This window comes from Marinobacter sediminum (assembly GCF_023657445.1).
GTDB lineage: Bacteria > Pseudomonadota > Gammaproteobacteria > Pseudomonadales > Oleiphilaceae > Marinobacter > Marinobacter sediminum_A.
This window is the reverse complement of the sequence record NZ_JAGTWY010000001.1, coordinates 505,925-525,317: the sequence shown is the minus strand read 5'-3', so window position 1 is coordinate 525,317 and position 19,393 is coordinate 505,925. Positions and strand designations below refer to the sequence as shown.

The window sequence follows — 19,393 nt, the reverse complement described above, 5'->3', positions numbered from 1 at the left end:
GAGACTGACATGACAGACAACGAATCCGCAGTTCTGCTCAGACACCGCGCCGAAGGCATTGCCGAGGTGGTCCTGAATCGCCCGGACAAACGCAACGCCTTTGACGACGTGATCATCCAGCAATTGATCAGCACCCTCACCGAGGTGAATGCCGACAACAGCGTAAAAGTGGTCATCCTGCGATCCGAGGGCAAGCACTTCTCAGCCGGTGCCGACCTCGGCTGGATGAGCCGAATGGCCGACAACACCCGTCAGGAAAACCTCGACGATTCCCGGGAGCTGGCGCGGCTGATGAATGTGCTCAACCACCTGTCCAAGCCGGTGATCGGTCTGGTTCAGGGTGCTGCCTTCGGCGGCGCAGTTGGGCTTGCCGCCTGCTGCGATATTGTCATCGCCACCGAAAAATCCAGCTTCTGCCTGAGCGAAGTTAAGCTTGGCCTGATTCCCGCCGTGATCAGTCCGTACGTGGTGCGGGCCATTGGCGAGCGCCAGGCCCGCCGGTACTTCATCTCCGCCGAGGTGTTTACTGCACGGCAGGCTCAGGAGTATGGGCTGGTGCACATCGTCTGCGACGGTGTCGACGCCATGGAAACCCACTGCAACGAGATGCTCCAGCAACTGGCCATGAACGGCCCCGAAGCCATGAAAGCCGCCAAGGACCTGGTGTTTGCCGTCAGCCACAAGCCCATCAGCGATGACGTGATTGACGATACCGCACACCGCATCGCTGATATCCGCGTGGGTGAAGAAGGACAGGAGGGCCTGAGCGCCTTCCTGAACAAACGCCGCGCCAACTGGATTCCGGAGAGCAAGTAACATGTTCAGCAAAATACTGATCGCTAACCGCGGCGAGATCGCCTGCCGGATCATACAGACCGCCCACCGCATGGGTATTCGTTGCGTCGCCGTGTATTCCGATGCCGACGCGAATGCCCGCCACGTTGCCATGGCAGACGAAGCCTTTAATATCGGGCCAGCGCCAAGTTCCGAGAGCTACCTGCGAGCCGAGAAGATCATTGATATCGCCAAACAGAGCGGTGCCCAGGCAGTCCATCCCGGCTACGGTTTCCTCTCCGAGAACACCGGATTTGCCGAAGCCTGCGAAGCCAATGGTATCGTGTTCATCGGCCCGCCCTCTTCCGCCATCGCCGCCATGGGTTCCAAGTCCGCCGCCAAGGCGATTATGGAAAAAGCCGGCGTACCACTGGTGCCGGGTTACCACGGTGATGACCAGTCTCCAGAGGTTCTGCGCAAGGAAGCCGAGAAATGTGGCTTTCCGCTGCTGCTGAAAGCCGTCGCCGGTGGCGGCGGTAAAGGCATGCGTGTGGTCGAAAACATGGGCGAATTTGACGATGCCCTCGCCGCTGCCAAACGCGAAGCCAAAAACGCCTTCGGCAACCCCGACATGCTGATAGAGCGCTACCTGACACAGCCGCGTCACGTAGAGATCCAGGTATTCTGCGACCAGGACGGAAAGGGCGTCTATCTGGCCGAGCGCGACTGCTCTGTGCAGCGCCGCCACCAGAAGGTGCTGGAAGAAGCGCCGGCGCCAGGACTGAGCGAAGATACCCGCAAGGCCATGGGTGACGCCGCTGTGCGTGCAGCCCAGGCCATCGATTACGTGGGTGCGGGAACCGTTGAGTTCCTGTACGACGTGGATGGTTCCTTCTTCTTCATGGAGATGAATACACGCCTGCAGGTCGAGCACCCGGTCACTGAAATGGTCACCGGCCAGGATCTGGTGGAGTGGCAGCTGAAAGTGGCCTGGGGTGATCCCCTGCCATTGGAGCAGTCCCAGGTAAAAACCCGGGGCCATGCACTGGAAGCCCGCATCTACGCCGAAGATCCGGACCAGGACTTCCTGCCCGCCACCGGCAACCTGCGCTACCTGAGCACACCCGATGAAAGTGCCCACGTACGGGTCGATACCGGCGTGACCGAAGGCGATGACATCAGCATTCACTACGACCCCATGATCGCCAAGCTGATCGTTTGGGACGAAACCCGGGACCAGGCCATCAACCGCATGGTTCAGGCCCTGGAGCATTACCGCATTGCGGGCGTAAAAACCAACATCCGGTTCCTGCATGCCCTGGCCGACGCCCAGCCATTCCGCGAGGCGGACCTGACTACGGGGTTCATCGACAGCCATCGCGAACTGCTGTTCCCGAAATCCAGGCTCGATACTCACAAGGCCCTGGTTCTGGCCGCCGGCTTTGTACTGGAAGCGCGCAAATCCGAAGAGCCGGCTTCAACCGATCCATGGTCACCGTTTGGTCGCCGCAACAGCTGGCGAATGAACTCCGAATATGCCCAGCCGCTCCAGCTTCAGGTAGGTGACGAGATTCATGATCTCAAGATCCTGGAACGGGATGACCGTTACCAGGTGTTCGTGGGCGATAGCGTCTACAACCTCACCGCCAAACTGGATGAGGACTACCTTCAGGCTGTGATTAACGGCCACAGGATCAGCGTTCACGGTAACCTGCATAATGATCAGCTGATCCTGTTCTACGAGGGCGATACCTTCAACTGTACGGTCTATCGCGAGACCTACGGCTTCGAGGAAATGGCCGGCGAAGGCAGTCTGGCAGCACCGATGAATGGTGCCATTGTGGCCGTGCAGACCAAGGTGGGCGACAAGGTCACCGCAGGCCAGACCCTGGTGATCATGGAAGCCATGAAGATGGAGCACGCCATCAAGGCCCCGGCCGACGGTGTGGTGAGTGAAATCTTCTTCGCCGAAGGCGACCAGGTTTCCGAAGGCGCTGAACTGATTGCCATTGAAATGAGTGAAGAGGAGGCAGAGTAATGGCCTTTGCTCAACAGGTGCGGCTGGTGGAAATGAGCCCCCGGGACGGTCTCCAGAACGAGGCTGGCCCGGTTATCGCCACCGACATCAAAACCGGCCTGATCGACCGCCTTGCCGATTGCGGCCTTTCCCACATCGAGTCCGCAAGCTTTGTGTCGCCAAAATGGGTGCCGCAGATGGGCGATGCGGCCGAGGTTATGGCCGGTATCAAACGTAAGGCCGGCGTCCGCTATTCGGTGCTGACCCCAAACCTCCGCGGTTTCGAGAATGCCCTGGCGGCGGGGGTTGATGAAGTCGCAGTGTTCGGAGCCGCCTCTGAGTCCTTCAGCCAGAAGAACATCAACTGCTCCATTGCCGAAAGCCTTGAACGGTTCATGCCAGTCATGGAAGCCGCGAAACAGCACAACATCCCCGTGCGCGGCTACGTGTCTACCGTCTTGGGCTGCCCTTACGAGGGCGACATCGCCCCGGAGCAGGTGGCGAAAGTGGCAAGGGATCTGGCCGACATGGGCTGCTACGAGATTTCACTCGGAGACACCATCGGTGTGGGTACACCGCTCAAGGCCAAGCGTATGCTGGAAGCGGTTGCCAGACAGGTCCCAGTAGAGCGACTGGCCGCTCACTTCCACGACACCTATGGCCAGGCACTGGCCAACCTCTATGCGGTACTCGAGGAAGGTGTGGCCGTAATTGACGCCTCCGTGGCCGGCCTTGGCGGCTGCCCCTATGCCAAGGGAGCCTCCGGCAACGTCGCTACCGAAGACGTGCTATACCTGCTTAACGGGCTTGGCATCAAAACCGGTGTGGATCTGGACAAACTGGTGGCAACCGGTGAGTGGATCACCCGTGAACTCAATCGCCATAACGGTTCCAAAGTGGGACAGGCCCTCGGCGGCAACTGCTGAAGCAAACAAGGAGTATTATTCATGAGCAATAACAAGAACGTCGTTGCCCTCGATCTTCCCATTCCGGACATTGCGGACATGCCGGAAGATACAAAGAAGTACTTCCAGATCTGCCAGGAAAAGCTGGGCATGATCCCCAACGTACTGACAGCCTACAGCCAGAATCTCAAACAACTCGACGGCTTCACCCGACTCTACAACGAGCTGATGCTGGGCGAAGGCGAGCTCAGCAAGCTGGAGCGGGAAATGGTGGCGGTCGTGGTCTCCTCCGAGAACAAGTGCTTCTACTGCCTGGTCGCCCACGGTGCTGCGGTACGCGTTCTGAGTGGTGATCCAACACTCGGCGAGCACATGGTAATGAACTACCGCACGGCCAATCTGGACAAGCGCCAGCGGGCCATGCTGGATTTTGCATCCCACCTTACCCGTTCGCCGGCAACCGTCACAGAACAGGACATTCAGGCCCTGCGCGACGCTGGCCTCAGCGACAGCGCAATCTGGGACCTGAGCAACCTGATCGGTTTCTACAATATGTCCAACCGCGTGGCCATCGCCAGCGATATGCAACCAAATCCCGAATACCACAAGCAGAGTCGATAGCAGGTTCGCAGACCTGCTCGTTTCCGAATACAAAAACAATGGAGGCAGAGACCATGAGCATGACTTTTCCAAGCTACACCAGCGGTACCTCAGAAACTCCGCTGCTTGGTATGACCATCGGCGAAAAGCTGGACCACACCGCCGCGCAATATCCGGACACCGAAGCCCTGGTTTGTCTGCATCAGGACATCCGATGGACCTACAGGGAGTTTGTGGAGAAGGTCAATGAAGCTGCCCGCGCTTTTATGGCCATCGGCGTAAAGCGTGGCGACCGCGTGGGTATCTGGTCTCCCAACCGTTACGAGTGGACCGTGACCCAGTTCGCCACGGCCAAGGTGGGCGCCATCCTGGTGAACATCAACCCGGCCTATGGCATGCACGAACTGGAATACGCCATGAACCTGGCGGGCATCAGCGTGCTGGTCACTGCCGACAGTTTCAAGGCCTCAGATTACCGCAAGACGCTCTATGATCTGGCACCCGAACTGAAGGCCAGCTCACCCGGCAAGATCAAGGCCCGGCGCCTCTCTGACCTCCGCGCCGTGATCAATCTGGACACCGACAAGCACGACGGCATGTGGACCTGGGACGAATTCGTGACATTTGGTGGTGATGTCAGCCAGGAAGACCTGGACAAGATTCAGAGCCAGCTCCAGTTCGATGACCCGATCAACATCCAGTTCACCTCCGGTACTACCGGCAACCCCAAAGGCGCCACCCTCACCCACCACAATATCCTCAACAATGGATACTTTGTGGCCGAGAGCCAGCGCCTTACCGAGAAGGATCGCCTGGTGATTCCAGTGCCGCTGTACCACTGCTTCGGCATGGTGATGGGTAACCTGGGCTGCATTACTCACGGTTCCACCATGATCTACCCGGATGAGGGCTTTGAACCGAAGTCCGTGCTGCAGGCCGTGCACCAGGAAAAAGCGACCGCCCTGTACGGTGTACCCACCATGTTCATCGCCGAACTGTCGGATCCGGAGTTTGAAACCTACGACCTCTCCACACTGCGTACCGGCATCATGGCCGGTTCCATCTGCCCGGCGGAGGTGATGAAGCAGGTCAACGGCAAGATGAACATGAAAGAGGTTCAGATTGCCTACGGCATGACCGAAACCAGCCCGGTCTCCACCCAGACCAGCTCACTCGATCCGTTCGAGAAGCAGGTCACCACCGTGGGGCGGACCCAGCCGCACCTGGAGACCAAGATCGTCGATCCGGGCACCGGCAACGTGGTCCCGCGGGGCGAGATTGGCGAGCTATGTACCCGTGGGTACAGCGTGATGCTGAAGTACTGGAACAACGAAGAAAAAACCCGCGAAGCCATCGACAATGCCGGCTGGATGCATACCGGCGACCTGGCAACCATGGACGAAGAGGGCTACATCCAGATCGTCGGCCGTATCAAGGACATGGTTATCCGGGGTGGTGAAAACATCTACCCGAAAGAGATCGAGGAATTCCTCTACACCCATCCGTCCATCGAGGAAGTCCAGGTAACCGGCATCCCCGACGAGAAGTACGGCGAAGAGCTCATCGCGTGGGTGAAGCTGCGCCCGGACGCCGATCCGGTCGATGCGGATGACCTGATTGCCTTCTGCAAGGGTCAGATCGCTCACTTCAAGATCCCCCGCAACTACAAATTCGTGGATGAATTCCCGATGACCGTCACCGGGAAGATCCAGAAGTTCAAGATGCGGGAAATTTCCATTGAGGAGATGGGGTTGAAGAAGTAGGCAACTCTCCTCCTCCGCTCTCACCTATTGACCCCGGCTCTTTGCCGGGGTTTTTTTAACCTCTCCAGGCATAGACGCTTCCGGCAACACTGTAATCATCAAGCGCGCTACGTTATTGCCCGGTGGTATTCCAGGAATATCGCTGACCGGCTTTGCAGAGCTCTGATTTTTTGACTATTTTTTCATTAGCTTACAAACGAACGAGTAATGATGAGGCAGCCAGATTGAAGCCGATTTCTCCGGTGGCCACAAGCTGGGGGCGATGACCTGAACGATCATGAGGCGTTGCGCTTTGACCAGACGCTTCAGACAGCCATAAGCGAAGATAACACCCTGGCAAGTCCACCCTGTGCAAGGAGAAGAACTTCTTCGAGACACGGGTGATTGAGTACCAGGCCGGGGCGCAGCTGGACAGATAAGCCCGCCTGAATGGCCGGAGTTATACGAACGCGTTCGCAAAACTCCGGCCGACTTCCGCGCAAAACCTATAACTCTCTGATATGTTTAGGGTAGTGGATTTGAGTTCTGGAGTTATACGCCCTGACGCTGCAAGGATTTGTGAGTTGGAGGGGGCGTATCACTCCGGCGGTAGCCGTTAAGGTTTTTGGTAACGTTTTGGTTTCATTGAGGTTTAAGAAATCAGAAAGGCGGCTGGGACTGGAATTATACGAATGCGTGCTTTACGAACGCGTTCGTTGAATACGCTGTTATGCGCAAAAGGAGGAGGCGTGCATCATTTAGCAGCCCAATGGATTGTGGGGTTACTGAGAGATAGGAATATCCCCTTCCTGATCTGCGGAGGACTCGCTGCAAAGGGATATGGCTCAGAGCGTGATTTGAATGACATCGACCTTTTCGTCCCTGGTGAACACTTTTCGTCAGTGGTTCAGGCCGGCCAGGAATTTGTATCCAAAGCAGCCGCTCACCGCCAAGAAGAAGGCTGGGATCTAACCTACGTCCAGTTCAAGTATGAAGGCATCAAGGTGGAGGTAGGTAACGCTGACGGTCCGTGGATCTTCGATTCAGGCAACGAGACTTGGGTTCCGCTCAACATAGATTTTTCTCGCCATGCGACGGTGCATTTGCTGGGTCTTGAGCTTCCCCTTATGCTGAAGGACGATCTGGTCCAGTATAAATCTGCGCTCTCACGTCCGGTGGATATCGAGGATATCCGTGCTATCCGTGAGAGCGCATAACCAGGCCATGCACCGGATGCCAAAACCTCCGCTTCGCTGCGGTTATGTCACCGGTGATGGCGAGCGTTATGCATCGAGGCGACACAGCTTGTCGTTCTGAACGGGTAAGCTGAGAAAAGTCACCAAAAGGAAGAGAAATGTCGAATTTTGATCCGGACTTTGAAAGCACTCGCTTGGGTATGCTTGCCCAGCAACACTCAGAGATTGTAAAGGTTAAAGGCGAAGTGGTTTTTAGCGCTGAAGAGGATGAAGACCGCCTGAGTGGTACATCTTGGACTCTAGAGGAAGATGTATTCGATCAGGTCACAAATTCCGGCTTTAAGCTTCATTTGATTGAGCTGCTTGATGACTTCATTCAATACCGAGGCCAATGTAATGAGCAGCCCAGGAAGGAGGGGGTTGTTCGTTTTGCTGGCGGTAAACTGAGTATTGAATGGCTGCCGAATGGATCAACACATCTTTCACATCATTCAGCTGCAGGAGGAGAGTAGCCTTGCTCACTAAGGACGACCTATACCCACTCGTTAATGGGTTTGAAAGATTGCCAGGTCAAATTGACGAGCTTTCAACGAGTGCATTTGAAAAAGTATATGGCTCTATAGAAGCTGCAAAATCAAAAGGCATAATTTATTTTCTTTTGTCCTCGAAGCCTGTGCCTCGTCTTCGGGGCGAAAGTCGCATTCTATATATCGGTCAAACAAAGACCAGTTTTAAATCAAGATATTTTCGCTATGCAAATCTTCATGCAACGTCAAACGCTAATTCACTGAAGTTTGGTGAGATTATAGATAGTTATGGCCCGATAGAAATTGCCTTCTGTGATTATGAAAAGTTCGGGAAAACAAAGTCTGGAACCTCTTTGCTCCAAGCGGAAGGACAGTTTCTTTGGTGGTATTTTCAGAATCACTGCGAGTATCCGCCAATAAACTATACGAAAACCAAGGTCCGCACCGATGCGATCAGCGCATAACAAGGCCAGGCACGGCGACGCCTTTTTCGTTGCGGCTTCGCCTCCACTCCAAAGGCGCGCATGCTGGCGGCGTTAAATAGGGAGAAGGAATGCCGCGGATACAGATATTTGAACAGTCTTTCACATATGATCGGGATCCTGACGAGTGCCCGATATGCCACCACGGTGTAAGTCCCTCAAATATAGGGAGTAATCTGATTTCAAGATCTGATCTTGATGGAGGAAACACTCTTCAGATTCTCTATTCCTGTCCCCGCAATGAATGTCAGTGGGCTTTTATCGCATCTTATACTCAAAATAGAGATTATCGGACCCGTTACCCCCAAGGTGACTACTACCTAAGAAACTGTCTTCCGCGCAAGTCGGTTGAGCCAGATACAGCTGATGAGCTAAAGGAATTGTCCCCCAGTTATCATAAAGTTTTGGCTCAAAGCTCCGCCGCAGAAGGTTTTCAGCTTGATCAAATCGCTGGTTGTGGTTTTCGTAAGGCTCTAGAATTTCTGATAAAAGACTATGCAATGCATAAGCATCCAGATGACGCTAGCGCTATTAAAAAGAAAATGCTTGGTGCCTGTATTAACGAATACTGCAGCGACGCCAATGTAAAGGCGTGTGCTTCTCGGGCAGCATGGATAGGAAACGACGAAACCCACTATGTTCGAAAATGGGAAGAGAAGGATCTTAGTGACTTAAAAGTTCTCCTACGTCTGACGGCCGCTTGGATACTAAACGAACTGCTCACTGAGAAATATTTGAGAGAAATGGAGTAGTGCGCTCAGTAAAATTTAATAAGCTGTTAAGTTTACGATCAACTAAGGAATCCAATGTCTGAGATAGATTTGAAAGCCATTTACAAAAAGCATGCACCCTCCGCTTCTCAATTTTTCTTTCGCGGCGGACTGATTTTGCTTGTTTTTTGGCTTGCGGGTTTAGCCTACGGTCAGTTTTTCATGGAAGTTCCTCCAGGTTTGACTAGCGAGGAGGAAAGTCAGTTCAGGCTAGGTATAGGTTTCGGTATCGGTCTTCAGTACGCACTCATTCCTATCCTCTTGCTGTGTCTGCATTTCGGCTTTCGGTTATTCCAAGCTAATAAGAGTGCGAAAAAAGAAATTTCAGACTTTTATCTGAATAAGGTGAGAGGCGGAAAGTAGAACTTAACAATTGCATCAAATTCGTTCCGGCCCCTTGGGCCTCCACCGGCCGCCCTAGTCGGGCGCCGTTTATGCAGGCGTTAGGTGTTTTCAAGGAGGAAACTGTGAGCAAGTATCAAATTGCCCAGCTAAACATTGCCACTCTGATGGCTCCAATAGATTCGCCTCAGCTTTCAGATTTCGTCGAGAATTTGGACAGGATCAACGCGTTGGCTGAGGATTCCCCTGGTTTCGTCTGGCGCTTGCAAACCGAAGAAGGTGATGCCACCGGCATTGATTATTTCGGCTCAGATAAGATCGTGAATCTTTCTCTCTGGGATTCGGTCGAGGCTTTGCATAATTACGTTTATCGGTCTGCCCACGTTGAGATCATGCGTCGCAAAAAAGAGTGGTTCCACAAAATGGGTGAGGCATACATGGTTCTTTGGTGGGTGCCTGCCGGTCATATTCCGTCAGTCGAAGAAGCAGCGCGAAAACTAAACACCCTGAGAGAGCACGGACCAACCGCCGAGGCTTTCACGTTCAAAAAAGCCTTCCCGGCTCCCAGTGAATTGGCCAGCGTGCAGACCGATACTTTGGGTGGTGAATGTCCAGCCACTTAACAAATCAATTAAGTTCGTTCCGGCCTTCGGCCTCCACCGGACGGCCCTGTCGGGCCGCCGCTTATTTTCGGCGTTAGGCAGCTGAGTTACCTGAGAAGTCATAGGGAGTTTGAAGAGTGATACCAGAATTAAATCAATCAGGAGTATTGCCTCCATTTATACCAGAGCAAGGACCAACCGATCCTGCTGGTATGGCACCCTATAAAACAACGATATCTGAGTTTGTCCTTCGTTACGCTCACTCTCCTGAAAGGAGAACTATACTTAGGGGCCTGCTGGAATATCGAAGGAAACTTAAGCAAGTCGGTATTTCAAACGGGTTTCAGTGGCTTGATGGTAGCTTTGTAGAGGACGTAGAGCTAAATCGTGGCAGGCCACCAGCGGATGTAGATATAGTCACTTTCGCTTTGAGGCCAACCAATGACTTGGAGCAATGGAAAAGAATAGTGAGTGGAAACACAGATCTATTTCTTCCTAATGAGGCAAAGCAAAAATTCTATTGCGACGCGTATTTTGTTGATTTGAATACGCATCCGCTACACGTGGTTAGTAATACGCGATACTGGTTTGGGCTGTTCTCGCACCAACGCGAATCGTACCTATGGAAGGGATTGGTTGAGATTCCCATTCTGTGCGGGGATGATGAGGCGCTGGAGATTTTAGATAGGGAGGCAGGCAATGCCTAAGAAACTGAGTATTGATAGCCTATCTTCTGAAATTGCTACTTTGAATGAGCTGCTTACTAGTGCCCATGAATCAGGCGATATCGTAGGAGAAATGCAGTTTGAACATCGAATCGGGGAATTATCGAGCAAGTTAGAATCACTTAAAGAGGAAACGTTAGCCGATAATAGCGCCAGTGTTGCTCTATTTTTTGGTGGTCAGCCTGTGCTTGGTTCAAAGGGGATTGCTGCAGAATTTGCAGGCATGGCATTGGAGCAGTTTCAGAATTTAATCGCTAAGGTATTTGCCAGCAATGAAGTAGGTGCGCTAGGTGAAAGAGGAAAGGTTCCTCTCAAGGCAAATTCTGGATTAATGGTTACCGGTTTGGCGAGAGGTTCGTTTGGATTCGTCCTTGATGAGATGAGTGAGCAAATGCAGCTAGAATCATCAGAGTTATCCCATGTTATAGATAAGGCTGCTTTTTTGCTTAGGGATTCTGCCGCCCAAGATGACGCTGTTTTTGAGGCTCTTCTAGAAGACCTCGAGCCAAGAACACTAATTGCTCTTCGGGACCTTTTCAATAATCTGGATTCGAGTAAAGCGACTATACGTATTGTAGAAAAGGAACTCGATTTTACTCTTGACGGTCCATCAATACATCGAGCGAAAATAAGAACAGAAGCGACAAGTATTGAAGAAAAGACAACTGAAATAGAAGGCACCCTGGTAGGCTTTTTGCCAGAGCATCGAAAGTTTGAGTTAGCTGATCGTGCCGGGAAACTTTTTTATGGATCAGCTACAAAAGAAGCTGTCGAGCAGTTTGCAAACGTGTCTGATAGTGCGATTGGTAATAAATGCCTAACTAGGGTTTCAATAAAAACCGTGGCTCCCTTAAATAGACCGCCCAGAGAAGTAATTCGTCTGTTAGAGTTTCTCCGGTTCGGAGAATGAGCACATAACCAGTTGCTGTACGCGGAAAAATTACTCGCTGCGCTCCCAATTTTCCGTTGAAAAAAGCGTTATGCGAATAAACACTGGCTATCAGAGACTAGAGTATATTTTGGAACTATTCAAACTAGCAGTCAAAGAGAAAAGACTTCACCCGTTGTTCAAAAGAATCATATCTTCTGAAGTCTATAAGCCTACAATCGATGTGATCAACAGCTGGTCAAGAGGATTGGTCGATCGCAAAAAAGAATCAAAGAAATTTGTTCAAGATTTCCAAATCTCATTTAACTCTTCATTGTGGGAGCTGTATTTAAATAAAGCTTTTATTGATTTAGGATTCAATATTGACTACTCAAAAGAAAGTCCGGACTTTAATTTACTGCATCGCACCGGTCGTGTAGTAAATGTTGAGGCGGTCACTTCAAATAATAAAGAGAACCTAAGTTCAGAGTACTATTCGGAAGAGTCTATACAGTCAGCTATAGCGATGGATAATGAAGAATTTTTGGACCAATCCACAATCAAGCTTGCTGGAAAAATCAAGGACAAGAAAGATTTGTTTGTTGGGATTAACAATAAAAAGTATCCATACAAAGATCTAGAGCACGTAAAAGGCAACCCGTTTGTAATCGCAGTTGCTCCTTTTGATAACCACTTGTCATATTCGCAGAATAATATGGCAATAAATAGAGTTCTTTATGGTATCAATCCGCCACCTCCTAGTGGTGATGGCGAAAGTATTGGTCATATTCTGAATCACAACGGACAAAAAATTGAGCTGGGGATTTTCACCAACCCAAGTTACAAAGAAGTTAGCGCCGTAATTTTTTCTACTACAGGCATGTTTGGTAAAGCAGTAGTACAAGCAGGTATTCAAAATTATATTCGTGCTACACGCTACCGTCAGATGGGCGTTGTTGAGTTTATGACTAAAGAGGGGCTCGAAATGTTAGGGAGGTCACATAAAACTATTAAACCTGGTTGTGATGTTTTTTCAATTAGGTTCTTTGATGGGAATTTGGTTTGTGGATCTGATACTTATCTCTACCAATCGAGTGAGCATGTTGAGTCCCATCTAGATGGATTACATGTTTACTATAATCCCTATGCTTCAGTGCCGTTGGACAAAGACTTGTTTTTAGCATACGAAATTACGCAGAATAGTTACGATGTACAAGAACAGCAGATGGTGTGTGAGCATAATGACGGCTCACTAGTTTCGAGACAGACGTTCACCTCATTAGCTTAACAAGGTGGTCAACGGGACGCCAACTACGCTGCGCTCCGTTGGCGCCCATTACCACTGGCGCTAGAAACTTTCGATATGAGATCAAAATCAGCAAGACAGCTATCAGCTGGCTTCTTCTCGGTATCAGAACGGTGTCTGACTGAGCGTCATTGTGGTGACGAAGCTCTAGCTATTATCCCTGTTCCGGGTATTGTCTGCGGAGTGTTTTCCATCGAGATTGGATTCAAATCCCTGCTCATGGTTAAGGGTGACGCTGCCCAAGGCCACAATTTGTTGAAACTTTTCGAGAAGCTAGACTCATCGATACAAGATGAAATAATTCAAGGTGTTGGGCTCGACAGAGCATCTTTCATGAACGAGCTTAGTGAAATGGCTGATTCCTTTACTCAGTGGCGTTACGTCTACGAGCACGAAGAGGTACAGATTAACCTTGGCTTTTTGGATCAGCTAGCAAAAACGACACAGAATATTGCGCTGCGTGTTGTTGGTACCTAACAAGTGCAGGCACGGCGACGCCCTTTACATTGCGCCTTCGGCTCCATTCCAAGGGCGCGCATGTTGCAAGCGTTATGCGGTTCAGCATTAGCCGGCAGGTTTGCTTGTCGTTCCCGCAGGGTGTTTGGACACCAAAGTCTGTACATTGCCCACAGTGCACATTTTCAGATCCAGTGAAGCTGCTTGGGACGGTGAAATCTCGCAAGTTCCAAAGTTCGAGGGTCCGCCAAAGTGAGCTGTGATGAAGGGCAGCAGGAACATCAAACGCCAGGGAGAAGTACTTTTGGCTAATGTCCGTTTTGATTTTACGTTCAGCGTGCCCCAGTCAGCTGCCATGCGGGTGTTGTTGAAGCAGTTCATTGGCTATACAGGCTACTTTATGACTGCTATGGCCGCCGCCGTATGGATGGCTCTGGGGCTGTTTGTCGTTGCTCTGTTCTCACAAAACGCTGTTATCGCCATTCTGGAACTGTTGGTTGAGTGGGGTGGTGATGTCTTCGCGCCGATGAAAGAGGGCGGGCAGTTGGTTTTCGGTACCGACCAAACCCAGCTAGGCGACAACGACGTGAACGGCTTGCAAGCGGCGCTCTCGGTCGTGGCGAGAGTTTCCCTGGCGCTTTATGTTCTGGGTGCCGTGGGGAGGGGGATCTTCGGGAGGAAACTGTCTTTGACCCGGTCCGTGAAGCTCGCATTTGTTCGGCGAGCGTCTCTCGTTGTATTCGTGGCAATTCCGTTCAGTAGCATACTGCGCTTCGAGTCTGGTGTAGGGCCAGACTCTTTCTTTATTGCCGCATTTCTCGCGGTCTTTATCGCGCCGGCGTTGTTATTGGGTGGATACTTCTCCGTTTTCTGGAATCAAATGGTAATTCAGGCGATTCATTATGTGGATTTGGGTGGTGAGAATATCCCCACGTTACAGGTGGGGCGCTGAAGAGGCTCTGGAGCCACTACGAATAATGCATAACCAGCCGCTGTTGCCGGACAATTTTCCACCGCTTCGCGGCTCCAAAATTGCCGCAAAGCTCCGCGTTATCACATAGGGAGGTGAGTCAATGATCCAGTCTGGCAGCTGTCTTTGCGGTGGCGTCCAATATGAAATAGCAGGCAGTTTGAGTGACGTGTACAACTGCCACTGCTTCATGTGCCGCAAGCTTCATGCTGCAGCATTTCGGACGTGTGCAAAGGTACGGGTTGAAGATTGGCAGACCATCAAAGGCCAGGAACTCCTTAAAACCTATGAATCTTCGCCAGGGGAATACAAGGTTTTTTGTGCAGCCTGCGGCTCAAGCATTCATACAAAATTTGACTCGAATCCGGAAATCTATGCGTTCCCACTTGGCACCCTGGATACCGACCCAGGTGTGCGGGCAGAGCGTCATGTCTTTGTTGGCAGCAAGGCTCCATGGTTCGAGATTACCGATGATCTGCCTCAATATGCTGAGAATGACTGAGGCACTGATAACTCGCCGCGTAAACCGGACATGAACCTCTCCTGACAGCGCGCGCACAAAACGTTGACCACCTTGAAAACAGTAGCTCTGTCCCCAATTAGTAGGTAGTTCGATGCCTCCGCCGGCGGGCCGGGCATCTCCCCTCTTCAATGCAACCACCTCAGGGACAGAGCACTATGGGAACCCTTCACAAACCGTTTCAACAGCGGACTTTCTGGCAGTTAACGCCGCTGATGGCGCTGGTTTTGTTACTCAGTGGCTGTGGGATCAATAACATCCCCACTTACGATGAGAAAGTCACCGCCGCCTGGGCTCAGGTGGAAAACCAGTACCAGCGCCGCGCCGACCTTATTCCCAACCTGGTGGAAACCGTCAAGGGTTTCGCGGCCCAGGAGCAGGAAACCCTGACTGCGGTGATTGAGGCGCGCTCCAAGGCTACGTCGATTCAGGTGGACGAGAGCATTCTCAACAACCCCAAGAAGCTGCAGCAGTTCCAGCAGGCCCAGGGTGAGCTGAGCAGTGCCCTGAGCCGCCTGATGGCGGTGTCCGAACGTTACCCGGACCTGAAGTCGAACCAGAACTTCCTGGCTTTGCAATCACAGCTTGAAGGCACGGAGAACCGTATTGCCGTCGCGCGCCGGGATTTCATCCAGGCGGTGCAGACTTTCAACACCGAGCTGCGCACCTTCCCGGGAAAGATCTGGTACAGCATCCTGTATAGCGATCTGGAGCCCCGCGCCAACTTCGAAGCCACCACGGAAAATGCGGAAGACGCACCCGCGGTGGAATTCTGATGGCAGCCCTGTCCCCCAAAAATCTGCTGGTGGCGTTACTGCTGTTGCTCCCGGCCACCCTCTGGGCCCAGTCAACGCCGGAGTTTCCCGAACTGACTGGCCGGGTGGTAGACCGGGCGGAGATGCTTTCCCCTGAAGTGGAAACGCGTCTGAGCCAGATGCTTCAGGCCCACGAGCAGGCCAGCACCGAACAAGTTGTGGTGGTCACCTTGCCGAACCTGCAGGGTTTTCCAATTGAGGACTTTGGCTATCAGCTGGGCAGGCACTGGGGTATCGGTCAGGAGGGCGAGGATAACGGCGCCCTGCTGATCGTGGCAAAGGAGGAGCGCAAAGTCCGCATAGAGGTGGGCTATGGCCTTGAAGGCCGGCTCACTGATGCCGACTCCTCGGTCATCATCAATCGCATTATTACCCCGGCGTTCCGTCAGGGGGATTTTCAGGCCGGTATCGTTAACGGCGCCGCCGCCATGATCCAGGTGCTCGGCGGCGAGCCCATGGCCGTTCCACAGGGCCAGCAGACGCGTGCAGTACAGGAAAAGCCCAAGGCCGGCATGGTCGCGCTGTTCTTCATCATCATGATGGCGGTGATATTCTTTGTCGGTAGCCGCGGTGGCCGTGGCGGGCGCGGTGGTGCTGCTCTGCTGGGCGCGGCTCTGCTGGGCGGCGCCATGGGCGGCCGTGGCGGTGGCTTCGGTGGCGGCGGTTTTGGCGGCGGCGGAGGCGGCTTCGGCGGTGGCGGTGCTTCCGGTGGCTGGTAGCACCACATGGGTATCCTCGTACGCTGAACCCCCTCACCTGACAATGAGAATGACAGAATCATGACATTACTAAGCAAAAGCGATCAGGAAGCCGTTGCCGCCGCCATCAATAAGGTGGAACGGGAAACCGACGCCGAACTGGTCACCGTGCTGACGGCTCAGTCCGATAATTACTCCTATATTCCTCTGGTCTGGGCCGGCATCCTGGCGTTGTTGGCGCCGGGTATTGTTAATTACTTCGGCAGCTGGTTCGGTGCCGACATGCTGTTGCTGGTGCAGTGGGGTACATTCATCGTGCTCAGCCTGCTGTTCCGGGTGCCTGGCATCAACACCCGCCTGATCCCCCGGCAGGTGCGTTACTGGCGGGCCTCCAACCTGGCACGGCGGCAGTTCCTGGAGCAGAACCTGCACCATACCGAAGGCGGCACCGGCATGCTGATCTTCGTCTCGGAAGCAGAACGCTATGTGGAGATCCTGGTGGATCAGGGCATTGCCGATGTTCTGGATAACTCGGTATGGGAGGCCATAGTGGCGGATTTCACCGCCAGTGTGCGCCAGGGCCAGACCCGGCAGGGATTTCTTGACTGCATTGCTGCCTGCGGCAAGCTCCTGAAAGAGCACGTACCCGCCACCCACGAGCGCAACGAACTGCCCAATCATCTGGTGATCCTGCCATAACGACAATGGCAGCCACTAGGCGGCCTGAACCGCTCCCGTTTTGCACCTCAGGGGAGGCGGTTCTCTGTCATTGCGAACCTTGCAGGCTTTCCAGCCCTTGCTCAACGGCTTCTTTTTTGGTTTCGTAGCTGGATACCTTCAGGGCGCCGGCCCGAAAACATAACAGGGAGTCAAAACCATGAAGGATACAAACGCGAACCCTGCGCTCGGGCCGGCAGTGATGCAGTTTGATATGGCGCTGGCAGATTTCGCCCGCGCCCGTCGCGCAGACCCTCAGTCATCCAGCCATGGACTGTTGGAACGGGCCCGCATGTTGATGACATTGCCGGGTGGTTTTGACGCTTTGTACCGGCGAGTTCGCGGCTTGGAATCCGCCGGTATCTTCGGCACCAGTGACTGGGCAAAGCCGGCTATCCTGCAGCCTGCGCTGGCAAAGCACTCGCTACGCGAAGCTGGTGCCGTTACAACGGTCGTCGAGGCCATCAGCGAGATAAGGATGCTTGCGGTCGCCCGCGGGGATTATTTCCACCCGGGCATCTCGGCGGAGCAGGCCAGACACTTCCTGACCCAGGTTATGGCGCTGAACCTGGACCTGCTGTCCGGTCAACTGACGGAAGCAGACCGGGAGCGCCCCAAGCAACTTGGGGTCATCGTGCTCCAGCTATATCAGTATCTGATTTCTCACCTCGGTTACGAAAGCCTGCTGGACAGCCTGGTTGCTGAAGTCTGGCGGTTACTGGATCAGGGGCCGGTCCAGGTAGACAGCATCCGCGAGATGATTGGCCAGATTGCCAAGTGCCTCTACGATCCAGAATCGAAAACCACGGGCACCGCTGACGCAACCCGCCTTGTCCAGTCTCTGTTTGCTCCAACGCAGGGCAGCATAGAAGATCCGGGCCTGCAGCTCTACAGCCAGCGACTGGCCCAGATGAACGATGAGGCTCTCGCCGCCGAGGCTACGGACTTTGCCCGCAACATGCACGACACGGGGCTGGCCTCACCCTACCACGCGGTTATGCTCCGGTTTCTTCGAAGCACTGGCAAGGACGATCTGATACCCGCAACGCTCGGACTCACCATGACCGGGAAGGACGACCTTTTATGCTATACAGAGCTGGTTCATGCGCTGATCGATGCGGCCATTTACCCGGAAACCTGTCAGGCCGTTTATGGGCTCACCATGATGCTGGAACGGGGCTCGCTGTTCACTCCGTCGGTGGCACAGGCACTGTGGCGACATATCAAGCTCAAGCTTTCTGACGAAACGGCACTTACGCTCAAAAAGAATTTTGGCGATGCCCAACCAGCTCAGGTTTTCCTGCTGGCCGGCGTACTCAACCTCCTGGGGCAGCCCCTGGGTGTGGGCCAGGGCAATAATCCCAGCTGCCAGTCCGCTATTGGCCTGTCAATGTGGGCTGCTAACGAAGCCGACTACCTGCTTCAGGTCCTTGCCTGGGCGGCCCGGGATAACGAAGTTCTCGGGCGCTTCGAAGGCTGGGAAGTCTCATCCCGGAATCTGGAACCGGGACTGGTCAAGGATGCGCCGGTGGATGTCGACCCTGTATCACTGGTGCTGATTCCCCACCTGGACCGGATTTATGGTGAGATGTGGCGCCGCTGCCAGGGCCGGGACGACGACGCCCACCGCTGGATCAATCCGGAATTTTACGGCTGGTGGGTCAGCCACGGCTTTCGGGTGGTGACCGACATTCAAACGGGCGAGTTGCGCGACTACGAAGGCTTCGTTCGGCACTTCTATGCCAGCTACCACCCGTTCTACAACGGCCAGATACCAGTGATACACGCGCAGCCGGCGGGTATTGCCGTGACCGACAGCGCAGCCCGTTTCGTCGGCCGCCATGCCATCACCATCCTGAGGGTCGGTCTCAGCCCCCGGAACGAAATGCGGGTCTACTTTTTCAATCCCAACAATGACAGTGGCCAGGACTGGGGTCAGGGTATTACCTGTTCCACCCGTGGCCACGGCGAATTCCGTGGGGAGGCCTCCCTGCCCGTTGCCGAGTTTGCCTCTCGCTTGTTCGCCTTCCATTACGACACGCTGGAACTCGGTGACCTCTCTGCGGTACCGGATGAGGAAGTCGCCCGCGTCATGGAGCTTGGCTACACCAGCTGGGCGGCATCGTCTGAGACATCATCACGTTGAGGGCTGGCAGAATAATAGCTTCTCTCACCTCTAAAGCTGGTGATATATTGATCAGGTCTAGCCAACCCCCATTCTGGTGGTAGTAAGGACAAGCGTGCGGACAGGATACTGTGTCCTGCTGTCAGCCCCGCCTGCCACTTGTGATTTCCTCTGACTCAGCCCGAAGGGCGAAGGCTTCCAGGCCATACCGGCCGTTGATGATGCCAAAAGGCATT

Annotated in this window: 21 protein-coding genes; all 21 read left to right on the top strand. The window is 53.5% G+C overall.

Annotation, left to right across the window (positions count from 1 at the left end; translation table 11 throughout):
• Positions 1-9: 9 nt before the first annotated feature.
• The 21 genes from KFJ24_RS02630 to KFJ24_RS02525 all read left to right on the top strand — a co-directional run bounded on the left by KFJ24_RS02630 (position 10) and on the right by KFJ24_RS02525 (position 19,178).
• Complete coding sequence (locus tag KFJ24_RS02630) at positions 10-816, top strand: enoyl-CoA hydratase-related protein (RefSeq protein WP_250829540.1); 807 nt, start codon at positions 10-12, stop codon at positions 814-816.
• 1 nt (position 817) lies between these two features.
• Positions 818-2,812 carry an acetyl/propionyl/methylcrotonyl-CoA carboxylase subunit alpha gene (locus tag KFJ24_RS02625; protein ID WP_250829539.1) on the top strand — a complete coding sequence of 665 codons (1,995 nt, stop codon included), beginning with the start codon at positions 818-820 and terminating at the stop codon, positions 2,810-2,812.
• On the top strand, positions 2,812-3,717 hold the full coding sequence (locus tag KFJ24_RS02620) for a hydroxymethylglutaryl-CoA lyase (RefSeq protein ID WP_250829538.1): 906 nt from the start codon (positions 2,812-2,814) through the stop codon (positions 3,715-3,717). The genes KFJ24_RS02625 and KFJ24_RS02620 overlap by 1 nt, the downstream gene beginning before the upstream one ends.
• A gap of 21 nt (positions 3,718-3,738) precedes the next feature.
• The gene (locus tag KFJ24_RS02615) at positions 3,739-4,317 is read left to right on the top strand and encodes a peroxidase-related enzyme (RefSeq protein WP_250829537.1); all 579 of its coding nucleotides are present in this window, start codon (positions 3,739-3,741) and stop codon (positions 4,315-4,317) included.
• 59 nt (positions 4,318-4,376) lie between these two features.
• Positions 4,377-6,059, top strand: coding sequence for an AMP-binding protein (locus tag KFJ24_RS02610; RefSeq protein WP_250832538.1), 1,683 nt, complete (start codon positions 4,377-4,379; stop codon positions 6,057-6,059).
• Positions 6,060-6,787: 728 nt separating this feature from the next.
• Entirely contained in the window at positions 6,788-7,255 is a 468-nt protein-coding gene (locus KFJ24_RS02600; RefSeq protein WP_250829536.1) for a nucleotidyltransferase, read from the top strand.
• A gap of 137 nt (positions 7,256-7,392) precedes the next feature.
• The gene (locus tag KFJ24_RS02595) at positions 7,393-7,746 is read left to right on the top strand and encodes a hypothetical protein (protein ID WP_250829535.1); all 354 of its coding nucleotides are present in this window, start codon (positions 7,393-7,395) and stop codon (positions 7,744-7,746) included.
• A gap of 2 nt (positions 7,747-7,748) precedes the next feature.
• A complete protein-coding gene (locus KFJ24_RS02590; RefSeq protein ID WP_250829534.1) occupies positions 7,749-8,225 on the top strand; it encodes a hypothetical protein in 477 nt (158 codons plus the stop codon).
• Between the two features lie 89 nt (positions 8,226-8,314).
• Positions 8,315-8,995: a hypothetical protein gene (locus KFJ24_RS02585; RefSeq protein WP_250829533.1), complete on the top strand. Its 681-nt coding sequence runs from the start codon at positions 8,315-8,317 to the stop codon at positions 8,993-8,995.
• 54 nt (positions 8,996-9,049) lie between these two features.
• Complete coding sequence (locus tag KFJ24_RS02580; RefSeq protein WP_250829532.1) at positions 9,050-9,376, top strand: hypothetical protein; 327 nt, start codon at positions 9,050-9,052, stop codon at positions 9,374-9,376.
• 104 nt (positions 9,377-9,480) lie between these two features.
• Entirely contained in the window at positions 9,481-9,978 is a 498-nt protein-coding gene (locus tag KFJ24_RS02575) for a DUF3291 domain-containing protein (RefSeq protein ID WP_250829531.1), read from the top strand.
• A gap of 116 nt (positions 9,979-10,094) precedes the next feature.
• Positions 10,095-10,664, top strand: coding sequence for a DUF6932 family protein (locus KFJ24_RS02570; RefSeq protein ID WP_250829530.1), 570 nt, complete (start codon positions 10,095-10,097; stop codon positions 10,662-10,664).
• Entirely contained in the window at positions 10,657-11,592 is a 936-nt protein-coding gene (locus tag KFJ24_RS02565; protein ID WP_250829529.1) for a hypothetical protein, read from the top strand. The genes KFJ24_RS02570 and KFJ24_RS02565 overlap by 8 nt, the downstream gene beginning before the upstream one ends.
• 109 nt (positions 11,593-11,701) lie before the next feature.
• A complete protein-coding gene (locus tag KFJ24_RS02560; RefSeq protein WP_250829528.1) occupies positions 11,702-12,838 on the top strand; it encodes a hypothetical protein in 1,137 nt (378 codons plus the stop codon).
• 75 nt (positions 12,839-12,913) lie between these two features.
• Positions 12,914-13,333, top strand: coding sequence for a hypothetical protein (locus tag KFJ24_RS02555; RefSeq protein ID WP_250829527.1), 420 nt, complete (start codon positions 12,914-12,916; stop codon positions 13,331-13,333).
• A gap of 241 nt (positions 13,334-13,574) precedes the next feature.
• Positions 13,575-14,264: a hypothetical protein gene (locus tag KFJ24_RS02550; protein ID WP_250829526.1), complete on the top strand. Its 690-nt coding sequence runs from the start codon at positions 13,575-13,577 to the stop codon at positions 14,262-14,264.
• A gap of 121 nt (positions 14,265-14,385) precedes the next feature.
• Complete coding sequence (locus tag KFJ24_RS02545; RefSeq protein WP_250829525.1) at positions 14,386-14,784, top strand: GFA family protein; 399 nt, start codon at positions 14,386-14,388, stop codon at positions 14,782-14,784.
• Between the two features lie 176 nt (positions 14,785-14,960).
• Entirely contained in the window at positions 14,961-15,578 is a 618-nt protein-coding gene (locus tag KFJ24_RS02540; protein WP_434967994.1) for a LemA family protein, read from the top strand.
• Positions 15,578-16,336, top strand: a complete 759-nt coding sequence (locus tag KFJ24_RS02535) for a TPM domain-containing protein (RefSeq protein ID WP_434967993.1) — start codon at positions 15,578-15,580, stop codon at positions 16,334-16,336. The genes KFJ24_RS02540 and KFJ24_RS02535 overlap by 1 nt, the downstream gene beginning before the upstream one ends.
• 60 nt (positions 16,337-16,396) lie before the next feature.
• Positions 16,397-17,014: a TPM domain-containing protein gene (locus KFJ24_RS02530; RefSeq protein ID WP_250829524.1), complete on the top strand. Its 618-nt coding sequence runs from the start codon at positions 16,397-16,399 to the stop codon at positions 17,012-17,014.
• A 178-nt stretch (positions 17,015-17,192) separates the two neighbouring features.
• Positions 17,193-19,178, top strand: coding sequence for a hypothetical protein (locus KFJ24_RS02525; protein WP_250829523.1), 1,986 nt, complete (start codon positions 17,193-17,195; stop codon positions 19,176-19,178).
• Positions 19,179-19,393: the final 215 nt, after the last annotated feature.

Bases quoted from the DNA above. Each gene is read 5' to 3' on its own strand.
- KFJ24_RS02585 (WP_250829533.1), top strand. From the start codon at position 8,315: ATGCCGCGGATACAGATATTTGAACAGTCTTTCACATATGATCGGGAT.
- KFJ24_RS02595 (WP_250829535.1), top strand. From the start codon at position 7,393: ATGTCGAATTTTGATCCGGACTTTGAAAGCACTCGCTTGGGTATGCTT.
- KFJ24_RS02545 (WP_250829525.1), top strand. From the start codon at position 14,386: ATGATCCAGTCTGGCAGCTGTCTTTGCGGTGGCGTCCAATATGAAATA.
- KFJ24_RS02630 (WP_250829540.1), top strand. From the start codon at position 10: ATGACAGACAACGAATCCGCAGTTCTGCTCAGACACCGCGCCGAAGGC.
- KFJ24_RS02525 (WP_250829523.1), top strand. From the start codon at position 17,193: ATGAAGGATACAAACGCGAACCCTGCGCTCGGGCCGGCAGTGATGCAG.
- KFJ24_RS02565 (WP_250829529.1), top strand. From the start codon at position 10,657: ATGCCTAAGAAACTGAGTATTGATAGCCTATCTTCTGAAATTGCTACT.
- KFJ24_RS02535 (WP_434967993.1), top strand. From the start codon at position 15,578: ATGGCAGCCCTGTCCCCCAAAAATCTGCTGGTGGCGTTACTGCTGTTG.
- KFJ24_RS02540 (WP_434967994.1), top strand. From the start codon at position 14,961: ATGGGAACCCTTCACAAACCGTTTCAACAGCGGACTTTCTGGCAGTTA.
- KFJ24_RS02530 (WP_250829524.1), top strand. From the start codon at position 16,397: ATGACATTACTAAGCAAAAGCGATCAGGAAGCCGTTGCCGCCGCCATC.
- KFJ24_RS02615 (WP_250829537.1), top strand. From the start codon at position 3,739: ATGAGCAATAACAAGAACGTCGTTGCCCTCGATCTTCCCATTCCGGAC.
- KFJ24_RS02620 (WP_250829538.1), top strand. From the start codon at position 2,812: ATGGCCTTTGCTCAACAGGTGCGGCTGGTGGAAATGAGCCCCCGGGAC.
- KFJ24_RS02555 (WP_250829527.1), top strand. From the start codon at position 12,914: ATGAGATCAAAATCAGCAAGACAGCTATCAGCTGGCTTCTTCTCGGTA.
- KFJ24_RS02580 (WP_250829532.1), top strand. From the start codon at position 9,050: ATGTCTGAGATAGATTTGAAAGCCATTTACAAAAAGCATGCACCCTCC.
- KFJ24_RS02610 (WP_250832538.1), top strand. From the start codon at position 4,377: ATGACTTTTCCAAGCTACACCAGCGGTACCTCAGAAACTCCGCTGCTT.
- KFJ24_RS02550 (WP_250829526.1), top strand. From the start codon at position 13,575: ATGAAGGGCAGCAGGAACATCAAACGCCAGGGAGAAGTACTTTTGGCT.
- KFJ24_RS02625 (WP_250829539.1), top strand. From the start codon at position 818: ATGTTCAGCAAAATACTGATCGCTAACCGCGGCGAGATCGCCTGCCGG.